Below are 13,419 nucleotides of genomic sequence, written 5' to 3'. Positions count from 1 at the left end.
TAGGCTGCGGAGGTGCCCGGTGGCGTCCATCGTCCCCGATATCGGTACAACTGTCGATGAAGGAGCGCATCTCTTGGGTGAAATGTCCGAATTCGGACGCCTGATCCTCCTCGGCGCGCCGCTCGGCAACCCGTCCGACGCGTCCGCCCGGTTCCGCGAGGTGCTCGCCGCCGCCGACGTGGTCGCCGCCGAGGACACCCGGCGGCTCACCCGGCTGGCCCGCGACCTCGACGTCACCGTCGGAGGCCGGATCGTCTCCTACTTCGAGGGCAACGAGGAGCGGCGCACCCCCGAACTCGTCGAGGTCCTCCGCGAGGGATACGTCGTCGCCCTGGTCACCGACGGCGGGATGCCCAGCGTCTCCGACCCCGGCTACCGGCTGGTCCGGGGGGCCCTCGACGCCGGGGTCCCGGTGACCGCCGCCCCCGGGCCCAGCGCCGTCACCACCGCCCTGGCCCTGTCCGGCCTGCCCAGCGACCGGTTCTGCTTCGAGGGCTTCCTGCCCCGCACCCCCGGCGCGCGGCGGTCCCGGCTGCGCGCCCTGGCCGGCGAGGAACGCACCCTGGTCCTCTTCGAGGCCCCGCACCGCATCGCGGGCGCGCTCGCCGACCTGGCCGCCGAGTTCGGCGTCGACCGCCCGGCCGCGCTCTGCCGCGAGCTGACCAAGACGTACGAGGAGGTGGTCCGCCGCCCCCTCGGAGAGCTGGCCGCCTGGGCCGCCGAGCGCGAGCCGCGCGGCGAGATCACCCTCGTGGTGGCCGGCGCGCCGCCGGCCGCCGCGCAGCGCCCCGACGACGAGACGCTGCGCGCGGCCGTCGCCGAGCGGGAGGCCGCCGGCCTGTCCCGGCGCGACGCGATCACCGAGGTCGCCACCGCGTACGGCCTGCGCCGCCGCGACGTCTACACCACCGTCCACGCCTGAGGTGTAAGGAAGGGCCCCTTGTTAACGCTTTCTGTATAGGAAGGGCCCCTTCCTAACCGGCGGGCGGGGCGCGCGCAGCCGGGGCGGGCGGCGGCGGGGCCGGGCGGCGAGCGCAGCCGGGGCGGGCGGCGTCTACCAGGCGGCGGCGAGGAAGCCGACGCTGATCACCAGCGGACCGGCCACCGCCATCGCCACCGCCCAGCGACGGGCCCGCCGGTCGGTCAGCCGGGCCGCGCCGGTGTACCGGGCGATCCCCGCCCCGCAGGCCAGCACCAGCAGCAGCCCGAGCAGCCAGCGCAGGTGCCGGCCGGCGCCGGTGTCGGCGTACGCGGTGTCGCCCGACGGGCCGGTCATCCGGGCGGTCAGGGTCGAGCCGGCGGCGGCGCGCTCGGCGGGCACCCCGCTGACGCGTACCCCGAAGGCGATGAACCGCTCGCCCTCGGCGGTGAAGACCCCCCGGCAGCGCTGGGTCAGTCCCGCGCCCGTGCACTCGCCGATCACGACGGTGCCGGTGGTGGCGTGCCCGAGGGCGAGCCAGAACGGGCCGGCGCTCACCCAGGCGAAGAAGGCGGCGAGCAGGCTGAGCGCCAGCAGGGCGGAGAGGCCCTGCCACGGGTCCGGCGGGTGGGCGGGCCGGTCGGCGCGCCGTCGGCGGGCCTCTCCCCGGGGGTCCGCGTCGGCGGCTCGTCGCCACCACCAGCGTCGGCGGCCGTGTTCCTCGCGCAGGGGGGTGCCGTCCCAGTGCACCTGTTCGATCGGGGCCCAGAACAGCCCGTCGTCGCCCGACGCGTCCTCGTCGGGGGCGGGCGTCGGGCGGAGCCGGCCGCCGGGCTGGCGGACCGGCACCCGGCGCGGCACCGCGTCGACCGGGGCTCCGGTGGTCGGCTCCACCTCGACCGGCTGGTCGGGGCCGGCCGCCTGCCCGGGCAACGCCGGCGGGCCGGGCAACATCGCCTGCCCGGGCAACACCGGCGGGCCGGACTGCGTGGGCGGGCCGGGCTGGCCGGTCGGGGCCGCCTGCGGGGCGGGGCCGGGCTGGGCCGGTGGGCCGGCTTGTCCGGGTGGGCCCGCCTGGGCAGGCGTGCCGGGTTGGCCGATCGGGCCCGCCTGTCCCGGCGGGCCAGGCTGAGCGGGTGGGGCAGGCTGGCCGGGTGGGCCAGGCTGAGCGAATGGGCCCGGCTGGGCGGGTGGGCCAGGCTGGGCCGGCGCGCCGGGCTGTCCTGGCGGGCCCGCCTGGGTGGGCGGGCCTGCCTGCGCGGGTGGGGCGGGCGCCGCTGCGCCGGGCGGCTCCTCGTGTCCCTGGGCGGCGCGTCTGCCAGTCACGGTTTCATTGGACACCGGCAGGTGAAGGCGACAGGGCAGGTCAGGCCGCGTGTCGGCGACAAATCGGGCGACCGGCCCGGTGCGGTCGCGGCGAGCCGGCCTATTGGTTCGCGGTGGCCCCGCGCCGGTCACTAGGCTTGCTGGTCATGAGTCACGTTCTCGCGGCGGTAGCCTGGCCGTACGCCAACGGCCCGCGCCACATCGGCCACGTCTCCGGTTTCGGCGTTCCCTCCGACGTCTTCGCCCGGTACATGCGGATGGCCGGCCACGACGTGCTCATGGTCTCGGGCACCGACGAGCACGGCACCCCGATCCAGGTGCAGGCCGACGCCGAGGGGGTCACCCCCCGCGAGCTGGCCGACCGCTACAACCGGGTGATCGCCGAGGACCTGCGGGCGCTGGGGCTGTCGTACGACCTGTTCACCCGCACCACCACCCGCAACCACTACGCGGTGGTGCAGGAGCTGTTCGCCGGCCTGCACCGCAACGGCTACATCGTGCCCAGGGTGACCACCGGGGCGATCTCGCCGTCGACCGGCCGGACCCTGCCCGACCGCTACATCGAGGGCACCTGCCCCATCTGCGGTTACGACAGCGCCCGTGGCGACCAGTGCGACAACTGCGGCAACCAGCTCGACCCGGTCGACCTGATCAACCCCAAGTCCAAGATCAACGGTGAGGCGCCGGAGTTCGTCGAGACCGAGCACTTCTTCCTCGACCTGCCCGCGCTCGCCGACGCGCTGCGGGAGTGGCTGGACGGCCGGGAGGGCTGGCGGCCCAACGTGCTGCGGTTCTCGCGGAACCTCCTCGACGACCTCCAGCCCCGGGCCATCACCCGGGACCTGGAGTGGGGCGTGCCGATCCCCCTCGACGACTGGCGCGACCGCCCGGACAAGCGGATCTACGTCTGGTTCGACGCGGTCATCGGCTACCTGTCGGCGTCGATCGAGTGGGCCCGCCGCACCGGCGACCCCGAGGCGTGGCGCAGGTGGTGGTCCGCCGACGCCGAGGGCAAGGACGCCCGCAGCTACTACTTCATGGGCAAGGACAACATCGTCTTCCACTCGGTGATCTGGCCGGCGCTGCTCGGCGGATACTCCGGCGCGGGCGACCACGACGGCGAACCCGGCGCGCTGGGCCGGCTCAACCTGCCCACCGAGGTCGTCTCCAGCGAATACCTCACGATGGAGGGCCGCAAGTTCTCCTCGTCCCGCAAGGTCGTCATCTACGTGCGCGACTTCCTCGAACGCTACGACGCGGACGCGCTGCGCTACTTCATCGCGGTCGCCGGGCCGGAGAGCAACGACACCGACTTCACCTGGGCCGAGTTCCTCCGCCGCAACAACGACGAGCTGGTCGCCGGCTGGGGCAACCTGGTCAACCGGTCGGTGTCGATGGCGGCGAAGAACTTCGGCGCGATCCCGTCGGTCGACCCGGCCGGGCTCACCGAGGCCGACGAGGCGCTGCTGGCCACCGCCCGCGCCGGCTTCGACACCGTCGGCGACCTGATCGGCCGGCACCGGCAGAAGCAGGCCATCGGCGAGGCGATGCGGGTCGTCGCCGAGGCCAACAAGTACCTGTCGGAGCAGGCACCCTGGAAGCTCAAGGCCGAGGCGGACAAGCCCCGGATGGGCACCATCCTGCACGTCGCGCTCCAGGTGGTCAGCGACGCCAACACCCTGCTCACGCCGTTCCTGCCGCACTCCGCGCAGCAGATCCACGAGCTGCTCGGCGGCACCGGCGTGCACGCCCCGATGCCGGTGCTGGAGGAGGTCGACGACCTCGACGGCGGGCCCGCGTACCCGGTGCTGACCGGCGACTACACGGTCGGAGCGCGCTGGGAGTCGGTGCCGCTGGAGGCGGGCCGGCCGCTCGCCGCGCCGAAGCCGGTGTTCCGCAAGCTCGACCCGTCGATCGTCGAGGAGGAGCTGGCCCGGCTCGCCGGCTGACCCGACCCGCCCCGTGACCGTCCCGCAGTGACGGCGACCTGGCGGCGTCCCGACCTCGGGACACCGCCAGTCGCCGTTTCGGCGCGGGACGGCCCGGCGCGAGACAGCCCGGCGCGAGAACCGCCAGGCTCAGCGCCGCGCCATCGCCGGGGCCACCACGAACTCCAGGATCGCCCGGTTCACCTCGTCGGCGTTGGTCCACGGGATGCCGTGCGGCGCGCCCTTCAGCGTCACCAGCCGGCTGTCGGGCAGCATCGGCTGCAACCGCTGGCCGGTCACCGCGTACGGCAGGACCTGGTCCTGGTCGCCCTGCACGATCAGCACCGGCACGTCGATCCGGGGCAGGTCCGGCCGGAAGTCGGTCAGCCAGGCGTCCACGCTCTGGTACGTGCCGATCGCCGAGGCCCGCGCGCCGATGTCCCAGTGCGCCCGGTACGCCTCCTCGCTGACCAGCCTGCCCTTGTTGTCGGAGTAGTTGAAGAAGCTGTCGCAGAAGCTGGTGAGGTAGGCGAACCGGTCGGCGAGGATCGCCTGCTGGAAGCCGTCGAAGAGGTTGCGGTCCACCCCCTGCGGGTTGTCCGGGGTCTTCAGCAGGAACGGCGCGATCGGGGCGAGCAGCACCGCCCGGTCCACCCGGTTCGACCCGTACGTGCCCAGGTAGCGGGTGACCTCGCCGGTGCCCATCGAGTGCCCGACCAGGATCGCGTTGCGCAGGTCCAGCTCGGTCATCAGCACGTCCAGGTCGGCCGCGAACGTGTCGTAGTCGTAGCCGGCGGCCGGCTGGCTGGAGTTGCCGAAGCCCCGCCGGTCGTACGTGATGGTCCGGTAGCCGGCGGCGAGCAGCGCGTTGGTCTGCTTCTCCCACGTCGCCCCGTTGAACGGGAAGCCGTGGATCAGCACGATGGGCTGGCCGGCGCCGTGGTCCTCGTAGTACAGGTCGATGGGCGCGGTGTTCTCCGCGCCGACGGTCATGAAGGGCATCTCGTCTCCCGGTGCGGGGTCGGGTCGTCGGACGCCCCGCGCATTCCCGACCCGCCCCCCGATATGCCGGCCCGCCGGGACCGCGCCGCCGGGACCGCACCGACCGCCCCGCCGGGACCGCCCGGTCAGAGCGGATAGGACACGTCGACCATCCGGTCGTCGGTCACCTCGGCCACCGGGGCCCACACCTCGTAGACGCCCCGTTCCTGGCACTGCGCCCCGGTCGCGGCCACCGCGTCCGGATCGGGCCGGGTCAGCCGCAGCCGCAGCCAGCTCGCCTCCTCCCGCAGGACCAGGCAGGGCACGCCCCGCCAGGCGGCGTGCCGCAACCGGCGGGCCACCGCCTCCACCGGGTACCGGGCGGCCCGGGTCATCGCCAGCACCCGGAACCCGCCGGGCAGGTCGGCGACGGCCTCGTACACGGCGCCGGCGTACCCGCCGACGAGCTGCGTCGACCGGGCCGCCTCCCCGGTCGGCAGCCACTCCTGGTCGGGGGAGAGGTCCGGCACCCCGGCCAGCAGGTGCCGCCACTGCGGGCCGACCATCCGCAGCCAGCCCCGCTGCTCGGCCTGGTAGCTGTAGAGCACGACCTCCTCGCCCGACGGCGGGTAGGCCAGCAGGGTGGCGTTGGCCGGCATCGGCAGGTCGGCGAAGTCCCGGGTGACGAACTCCGGGACCAGCTGCGCCTCGCTCGGCACGAACCCGGTGCCCAGCACCGACGGGCCGAGCCGGTCCCGGGGCGGCAGCGCCGTCAACCCCCGGTGCTCCGCGCCGACGGGCCGCACGTAGTCCGCCGGGTCCGCCGCCCGCCAGCGCAGCGCGTACGCCACCTCCAGGTCGTCGCGGCCGCCCGGCGAGTCGGTGCGCAGCACCGCCAGGGCCGCCGGGGTACGCAGGTGCGCCACGTCGTGCTCGCGGTGGCAGAAGCCGTGCGGCAGCCAGCCCCGGGCGTAACCGGCGAGCTGCCGCGCGGAGAGCACCTTGACCATGCGGGTGCCCCGCCGGACCACCGCCGACGCCCGCACCGCCGCCAGCGTCGGGTCGCCGGCCGAGGCCGGCTGCTGGCTGAGCCGCTGCACCTGCGGCCAGCCCCGCTCGCGGTGCAACGGCACCAGCAGCGGCGCGTCCGGCTCCTCGGTCGGCTCGGCCGCGCCGTGCACCGCGTCGACCTCGCTGACGTGGGCGAACCGCCGCCACGGCAGTGGCGCCCCCGGCCGGGGAGACCACTCGAAGCCGGGTGCCTCCTCGGCGCTGAACAGCTCGTACGCCGCGCCCCGGGCGATCGCCTCCGCCAGGTAGGTGACGCCGCCGCACGTGACGCGCAGCCCCGCCCGCGCTTCGGCGGCTCCACTTGCCTGAGGGGCGACGCTCACTCCGGCGACGCTAGGCCCGCCGCGTTCCGGGCGAGTGAACGGCCGGTGACGGGCCGATGACCGGCGCCTGGTCGGCGCGCTGCCCGCCGCAGCGCCGGCACACCCCGGAGGGGCCTGGGCGGCGGACCGGGCCGACCGCCGGTGTGTGATGCTGGCGGCGATGACCGAGTCGACCGAACCCCGCCGGCAGCGGGCCGCCCGCCGGGCCGGCGAGTTCCCGCCCGCGCCCGAGCCGCTGCCCGGCCCCGTGCCGGACAGCCACACCCACCTGGACATCACCGTCACCGAGGCCGGCGCGCCGGCCGGCGGGGCGGGCGGCAACGCCACCGCCGACGACCCCGTCGCGGCGGCCGTCGCGGTCGCCGCCGAGGCCGGCGTGGACCGGCTCGTCCAGGTCGGCGTCGACGTCGCGTCCTCGGCATGGAGCGCCGACGCCGCCGACCGCTACCCGGCGGTGCTCGCCACCGTCGCGCTGCACCCCAACGAGGCGCCCCGCCTCGCCGACCTCGACGAGGCGCTGCGCGCCATCGAGGCCCTCGCCGCCCGCGACCGGGTGCGCGGCATCGGCGAGACCGGAATGGACTTCTTCCGCACCGGCGACGAGGGCCGCGCCGCGCAGGAGGCGAGCTTCCGCGCCCACATCGACATCGCCAAGCGGCACGGCAAGGCCCTCGTCGTCCACGACCGCGACGCCCACGCCGACGTGCTGCGGATCCTCGACGACGAGGGCGCCCCGGACACCGTCGTGCTGCACTGCTTCTCCGGCGACGCCGACTTCGCCCGCGAGTGCGTCCGCCGCGGCTACCTGCTCAGCTTCGCCGGCACCGTCACCTTCGCCAGCGCCGCCGCGCTGCGCGAGGCCGCCGTGCTCACCCCCCTCGACCAGATCCTCGTGGAGACCGACGCCCCCTACCTCACGCCCACCCCGCACCGGGGGCGGCCCAACGCGTCGTACCTGATCCCGCTCACCGTCCGCGTGCTGGCCGAGACCACCGGCGCGGACCTCGACGCGCTCTGCGCCGCCCTGTCGGCCAACGGCGAACGCGCCTTCGGCCCGTGGTGACCCCCGGCCTGCTCGGCCCGGCGGAGATCCGGGACCTCGCCGCCCGCCTCGGCGTCAGCCCCACCAAGAAGCTCGGCCAGAACTTCGTGCACGACCCCAACACCGTGCGCCGCATCGTCGCCGCCGCCGCGCTGACCGCCGACGACGTCGCCCTGGAGGTCGGCCCCGGCCTCGGCTCGCTCACCCTCGCCCTGCTCCCGGCCGCCGCGCACACCCACGCCGTCGAGATCGACCCGACGCTCGCCGCCGCGCTGCCGCAGACCGCCGCGCGGCACGCCGGCCCGTACGCCGACCGGCTCACCGTGCACCGCGCCGACGCGCTGCGCGTCACCGCCGCAGAACTGGCCGACCCCGCGCCGACCGCGCTGGTGGCCAACCTGCCGTACAACGTGGCCGTGCCCGTGGTGCTGCACCTGCTCGCCGCGCTGCCCAGCCTGCGGCACGGCCTGGTGATGGTGCAGAAGGAGGTCGCCGACCGGCTCGTCGCCGGCCCCGGCTCCAAGGTGTACGGCATCCCGTCGGTCAAGCTCGCCTGGCACGCGCACGCCCGCGCCGCCGGCCGGGTCCCGCCCAACGTGTTCTGGCCGGTGCCCAACGTCGACTCCGGACTGGTCGCCTTCACCCGCCGCGAGCCGCCCCGCCCGGAGGTGCCCCGGGAACGGGTCTTCGCCGTCGTCGACGCCGCGTTCGCCCAGCGCCGCAAGACCCTGCGGGCCGCCCTCGCCGGGTGGGCCGGCGGCCCCGACCGGGCCGCCGCCGCCCTCGTCGCCGCCGGGGTGGACCCGGGCGCACGCGGGGAGTCACTCACCGTCGAGCAGTTCGCCGCCGTCGCCGCGTCGGCCCCGACCGGCACGCCGGCCGCGCAGTAGGCTGGCGCGGTGCCCGGACCCCGCAACGCGTACGACCTGGTTGACGCCCGGTCCGCGCCGGCCGCCGACCCCGCCGAGGAGCTGATCGTGACCGAGCCGTTCGACATCCGCCTGCGCCTGCGGGGCATCGTCCCGTGACCGAGGCCTGGCGACCGGACGACGATGACGACCAGCAGCGACGCGGGGCCGCCGGCCCCGTCCGGGTGCGGGTCCCCGCCAAGGTCAACCTGCACCTCGGGGTGGGCCCGCTGCGCCGCGACGGCTACCACGAGCTGAACACCGTCTACCACGCGATCTCCATCCACGACGAGCTGACCGCCCGCCGCGGCGACACCCTCACCCTGACCATGGAGGGGGAGGGCACCGGCGAGCTGGCCCTCGACGACACCAACCTGGTGATCCGGGCCGCCCACGCCCTCGCCGGCTACGCGGGCGTCCTGCCGCACGCCCGGCTGCACCTGCGCAAGCAGATCCCGCTCGCCGGCGGCCTGGCCGGTGGCAGCGCCGACGCGGCGGCGGCCCTCGTCGCCTGCGATGCGCTCTGGGGCACCGGCCTGTCCCGCGACGAGCTGGCCGGGATCGCCGCCGACCTCGGCTCCGACGTGCCGTTCCTGATCCACGGCGGCACCGCGCTGGGCACCGGCCGGGGCGAGGCCGTCAGCCCCGTGCTGGCCCGCCCCACCTCCTGGCACTGGGTGGTCGCCATCGCCGACGGCGGCCTCTCCACCCCCGCCGCGTACGCCGAACTCGACCGGCTCCGCGCCGCCGGCACGGCCGGGCCGCCGCTGGGCAGCACCGACGGGCTCCTCGCCGCGCTGCGCCAGCGCGACCCCCGGGTGCTCGCCGCCACCCTCGGCAACGACCTCCAGGCCGCCGCGCTCGCCATGCGCCCGTCGCTGGCCGCCACCCTCAAGGCCGGCGAGGCCGCCGGGGCGCTCGCCGGCATCGTCTCCGGCTCCGGGCCCACCTGCGTCTTCCTCGCCGCCGACGCCGCCGACGCCGAGCGGATCGCCGCCGAGCTGGAGGCGGCCGGGGTGTGCCGCGAGGCGCGCACCGCCCACGGCCCGGTGGCCGGCGCCCGGATCGGCTGACCCACCCGCGCCCGACCCGCCCCCGGGGCGGGCCGGGCGCGTCCGCGTACCCTGGGAGCCAGGCGTCCCGAGGTGCCCGCCGGCACCGGGACGCCTTGATCATGAAAGGTGGGGCAGTGGCCAACATCGTCAACCTGGACCGGGTGTCCAAGGGCTACGGCGCCGCCGGGCCGCTGCTCACCGACGTCTCGCTCGGCCTCGACGACGCCGACCGGATCGGCGTGGTCGGCCTCAACGGCGCCGGCAAGTCCACCCTGCTGCGGATGCTCACCAAGCAGGAGGACCCCGACGACGGCCGCGTCACCCACCGCCGCGACCTGCGCGTCCTGTGGCTGCCGCAGGCCCTCGCGCTCGCCCCCGAGGCCACCGTCCGGGACGTGGTGCTCGGCACCGGCTGGCTCGACCAGAGCATGGGCGCCGAGCACGAGTGGGCCGGCGACGCCGGCGTCCGGGCCATCCTCGACGGCCTCGGCATGCCCCACCTCGGCCTCGACCAGCCCGTCGGCCCGATGTCCGGCGGCGAGCGCCGCCGCGTCGCCCTGGCCGCGCTGCTGGTCCGCGAGTCCGACCTGCTCATCCTCGACGAGCCCACCAACCACCTCGACGTCGGCGGCGTCGACTGGCTCGCGAAGCACCTCGTCGGCCGGCGCGGCGCGCTCGTCGTGGTCACCCACGACCGGTGGTTCCTCGACGCCGTCTGCACCACCACCTGGGAGGTCGCCGACCAGACCGTCCGGGCCTACGAGGGCGGCTTCGCCGCCTGGACCCTCGCCCGCGCCGAGCGGGAACGCGTCGCCGCCGCCACCGAGGCCCGCCGGCAGAACCTCCTCCGCAAGGAGATCGCCTGGCTGCGGCGCGGCCCGCCCGCCCGCACCTCCAAGCCGAAGTTCCGCATCGACGCCGCCAACGCGCTCATCGACGACGTGCCGCCGCCGCGCGACACCATGTCGCTGCAACGGCTCGCCACCGCCCGGCTCGGCAAGCAGGTGTACGACCTGGAGCACGTGCGGCTGCACGCCGGCCCCAAGGAGATCCTGCGCGACACCACCTGGCAGGTCGGTCCCGGCGACCGGATCGCCATCCTCGGGCGCAACGGCGCCGGCAAGACCACGCTGCTGCGGCTGCTCGCCGGCATCACCCGCCCCGAGGCCGGCCGCTTCCACACCGGCTCCACGGTCAAGCCGGCCTTCCTCTCCCAGGAGCTGGCCGAGCTCCCCGGCCACCTGCGCGTCCTCGAAGCCGTCGAGGAGGTCGCCCGCCGGGTGCAGCTCGGCGACCGGGAGGTCTCCGCCGCCCAGCTCGCCGAGGTGTTCGGCTTCGACGACCGCCGGCTCTGGACGCCCGTCGGCGACCTCTCCGGCGGGGAACGCCGCCGCCTCCAGATGCTCCGGCTGCTCGCCGCCGAGCCCAACGTGCTGCTGTTCGACGAGCCCACCAACGACCTGGACACCGACACCCTCGCCGCCCTGGAGGACCTCCTCGACTCCTGGCCCGGCACGATCATCGTGGCCAGCCACGACCGGTACCTCATCGAACGGGTCACCGACGCCGCGTACGGGATGTTCGGCGACGGCCGCCTCGTGCACCTGCCCGGCGGCGTCGACGAGTACCTGGCCCGCGCCGCCGACCGGCAGCCCGCCGCCCCGGCCGCCCCCGCCGGGGCCCCCGCCGCCGGCACCCCCGCCGCCGGCACGGGCGGCATGTCCGCCGCCGAGGCCCGGCAGGCCAAGAAGGAACTCACCCGGCTCGAACGGCAGATCGCCAAGCTGGACCAGCGGGAGGCCACCCTCCTCGACCAGCTCGCCGCCAACGCCACCGACTACGCCCGGGTCGCCGAGCTGGACGCCCAGCTCAAGGACGTCCGGGCCGAACGGGAACAGGTCGAGGAGAGCTGGCTGGCCCTCGCCGAGCAGGTGCCCGGCGGCTGACCAGGGCAACCGGGCGGGGGGTGTGCGGCGTCACAGCCCGCCGTGCGGGACAATCGCAGGCGACCCCTCACCCGCACGGTCTTGGAGACTCAGACATGGCCCACACCCCCGTCAACCACCCCGCGCGGCCGATCTACCGGGCGATCGGCGGGCTCGTTGGTCTGTACTTCCTGGCCTTCGGAGTGCTCGGCCTCGTCGCCAGCGCCGGCAACGACATCCTCGCCCAGGACGACACCACGGTGCTCGGTCAGGGCACCAACCTCGGCTTCTCGCTGCTGAGCCTCGTGCTGGGCGTCGCGATCCTCACCGGCACCGTGATCGGCCGCAACCTCGACGTCGCGATCAACCAGTGGCTGGCGTACGCCCTCATGGTCCTCGGCCTCGCCGAGCTGGCCTTCCTCCAGACCGACGCCAACGTCTTGAACTTCACCATCACCACCGACATCGTGGTGCTCACCCTCTCCATGGTCCTGCTGATGGCCGGCATGTACGGCAAGGTCGGCACCGACGAGGAGAACGAGGCCTGGCAGAAGGCCCGGCTCGTCCTGTAGGCCCGCACACCGCAGCGGGGGTCGGCACACGCCGGCCCCCGCTGCGGCGGTTCGGCCCGCGTCCGACGCCCGGCGGGGTGACAATCCTTCCGACTGGTGTCAAACGGACGGAGGGGTCATGGCGCACTTTCCGGTCAACCACCCGGCCCGGCCGCTCTACCGGGTCCTCGCCGGGCTCGTCGGGCTCTACATCCTGCTCTTCGGCGTGTGGGGCACGGCCGCGACCTGGGGCGAAGGTCTCTTCGACCGGGGCAGCCACTGGGCCCTCGGGCTCCGCACCAACCTGGCGTTCTCGCTCGTCTCGGTGGTCTTCGGCATCGTGCTGCTGATCGGGGCGTCCCGGCGCAGCAACCTCGGCCACTACATGAACCTCACCGCCGGCGCGGTCTTCCTCGTCACCGGCACCCTGATGATGGCCGTCCTACAGACCTCGGCGAACTTCCTCAACTTCTCGATGTCCACCGTCATCGTGTCGCTGCTGTTCGGGCTGGTGCTGCTCGCCACCGGCCTCTACGACAAGGTCGGCCCGGCCGACCACGCCGAGGCCGAGGACCGGCGTCGCCGCGACCCCGTCCCCGGCCACCGCTGACCCGACGACCGAGCGGCCGCCGGCCCCGCCGTCACCGGCCCCGGGACGTGATCAGCGTCGGCTTCGCCTCCAGGTGCGACAACCCGTTCCAGGCCAGGTTCACCAGGTGCGCGGCCACCGTCTCCTTGCGCGGCCTGCGCACCTCCAGCCACCAGCGCCCCGTCAACGCCACCATCCCCACCAGCGCCTGCGAGTAGAGCTCGGCCAGCTTCGGGTCGTACCCCCGGGTCTTGAACTCGGCACCGAGGATGTGCTCGACCTGGTGCGCGACGTCGTTCATCACGCTGCTGAAGTTGCCCGTCGCCGACATCAGCGGCGACTCCCGCACCAGCACCCGGAACCCGCTGGTCTCCTCCTCGATGTAACCCAGCAGGGTCAGCGCCGCCTGCTCCAGCAGCTCGCGCGGGTGGCCGGCGGTCAGCGCCGTGGTGATCCGGTCCAGCAGGGCCCGGACCTCCCGGTCCACCACCACCGCGTAGAGCCCCTCCTTGCCGCCGAAGTGCTCGTAGACCACCGGCTTGGAGACCTTCGCCCGGGCCGCCACCTCCTCTATCGAGGTGGCGTCGAAGCCCCGCTCGGCGAACAACTGCCGGCCGATCGAGATCAACTGCTCCCGCCGCTGGGCCGCCGACATCCGCACCCGCGACGGCGGCTTGCCCGCCGCCGGCACCGCGCGCCGCCGCCCGCCGCCCGTCCCGCCTCCGCCGACCGGACCCTCTGCCATGCCGTCACCTCGCCGGCGCGCCGTGACGCCCTGTCGTGGAATGCTGCCGCCGTCGT

At 75.1% G+C, this 13,419-nt stretch carries 13 protein-coding genes; 9 read left to right on the top strand and 4 right to left on the bottom strand.

The annotated features are described in order from the left end of the window. Positions 1 to 82: 82 nt before the first annotated feature. Positions 83 to 922 (top strand): 16S rRNA (cytidine(1402)-2'-O)-methyltransferase, encoded by an 840-nt coding sequence (gene rsmI, locus HDA31_RS25240; RefSeq protein WP_376701411.1) that lies wholly within the window; start codon positions 83 to 85, stop codon positions 920 to 922. 132 nt (positions 923 to 1,054) lie between these two features. Here rsmI and HDA31_RS25235 read toward each other — a convergent pair whose 3' ends face one another. After that, the gene (locus HDA31_RS25235) at positions 1,055 to 1,891 is read right to left on the bottom strand and encodes a hypothetical protein (RefSeq protein WP_246384378.1); all 837 of its coding nucleotides are present in this window, start codon (positions 1,889 to 1,891) and stop codon (positions 1,055 to 1,057) included. A gap of 500 nt (positions 1,892 to 2,391) precedes the next feature. Here HDA31_RS25235 and metG point away from each other — a divergent pair, with 500 nt between their 5' ends. Further along, positions 2,392 to 4,194, top strand: a complete 1,803-nt coding sequence (gene metG, locus HDA31_RS25230; RefSeq protein ID WP_178063307.1) for a methionine--tRNA ligase — start codon at positions 2,392 to 2,394, stop codon at positions 4,192 to 4,194. Between the two features lie 129 nt (positions 4,195 to 4,323). On the opposite strand, the gene HDA31_RS25225 is transcribed toward metG, so the two are convergent. After that, positions 4,324 to 5,175, bottom strand: a complete 852-nt coding sequence (locus HDA31_RS25225) for an alpha/beta fold hydrolase (protein WP_178063308.1) — start codon at positions 5,173 to 5,175, stop codon at positions 4,324 to 4,326. A 125-nt stretch (positions 5,176 to 5,300) separates the two neighbouring features. Then, positions 5,301 to 6,548, bottom strand: coding sequence for a hypothetical protein (locus tag HDA31_RS25220; RefSeq protein WP_178063309.1), 1,248 nt, complete (start codon positions 6,546 to 6,548; stop codon positions 5,301 to 5,303). A gap of 148 nt (positions 6,549 to 6,696) precedes the next feature. Here HDA31_RS25220 and HDA31_RS25215 point away from each other — a divergent pair, with 148 nt between their 5' ends. From HDA31_RS25215 to HDA31_RS25190, 7 genes are all read left to right on the top strand, one after another. Continuing rightward, entirely contained in the window at positions 6,697 to 7,611 is a 915-nt protein-coding gene (locus HDA31_RS25215; protein ID WP_178063310.1) for a TatD family hydrolase, read from the top strand. Continuing rightward, positions 7,608 to 8,480, top strand: a complete 873-nt coding sequence (gene rsmA, locus HDA31_RS25210) for a 16S rRNA (adenine(1518)-N(6)/adenine(1519)-N(6))-dimethyltransferase RsmA (RefSeq protein ID WP_074477141.1) — start codon at positions 7,608 to 7,610, stop codon at positions 8,478 to 8,480. Before HDA31_RS25215 ends, rsmA begins: the two co-directional genes overlap by 4 nt. 9 nt (positions 8,481 to 8,489) lie before the next feature. Then, positions 8,490 to 8,618, top strand: a complete 129-nt coding sequence (locus HDA31_RS32605) for a hypothetical protein (protein WP_256095797.1) — start codon at positions 8,490 to 8,492, stop codon at positions 8,616 to 8,618. Next, positions 8,615 to 9,571, top strand: coding sequence for a 4-(cytidine 5'-diphospho)-2-C-methyl-D-erythritol kinase (locus HDA31_RS25205; RefSeq protein ID WP_178063311.1), 957 nt, complete (start codon positions 8,615 to 8,617; stop codon positions 9,569 to 9,571). Before HDA31_RS32605 ends, HDA31_RS25205 begins: the two co-directional genes overlap by 4 nt. Positions 9,572 to 9,687: 116 nt before the next feature. Further along, the gene (locus HDA31_RS25200; RefSeq protein WP_178063312.1) at positions 9,688 to 11,499 is read left to right on the top strand and encodes an ABC-F family ATP-binding cassette domain-containing protein; all 1,812 of its coding nucleotides are present in this window, start codon (positions 9,688 to 9,690) and stop codon (positions 11,497 to 11,499) included. Positions 11,500 to 11,594: 95 nt separating this feature from the next. After that, positions 11,595 to 12,050, top strand: coding sequence for a DUF4383 domain-containing protein (locus tag HDA31_RS25195; RefSeq protein ID WP_178063313.1), 456 nt, complete (start codon positions 11,595 to 11,597; stop codon positions 12,048 to 12,050). 118 nt (positions 12,051 to 12,168) lie between these two features. Next, complete coding sequence (locus HDA31_RS25190) at positions 12,169 to 12,639, top strand: DUF4383 domain-containing protein (RefSeq protein WP_074477112.1); 471 nt, start codon at positions 12,169 to 12,171, stop codon at positions 12,637 to 12,639. 31 nt (positions 12,640 to 12,670) lie between these two features. On the opposite strand, the gene HDA31_RS25185 is transcribed toward HDA31_RS25190, so the two are convergent. After that, positions 12,671 to 13,363 (bottom strand): TetR/AcrR family transcriptional regulator, encoded by a 693-nt coding sequence (locus HDA31_RS25185; protein WP_178063314.1) that lies wholly within the window; start codon positions 13,361 to 13,363, stop codon positions 12,671 to 12,673. Positions 13,364 to 13,419 lie beyond the last annotated feature (56 nt).

The organism is Micromonospora carbonacea (genome assembly GCF_014205165.1).
Classification (GTDB): domain Bacteria; phylum Actinomycetota; class Actinomycetes; order Mycobacteriales; family Micromonosporaceae; genus Micromonospora; species Micromonospora carbonacea.
The sequence above is the reverse complement of the archived record's forward strand: the minus strand, read 5'-3'. Positions and strand labels throughout refer to the sequence as shown.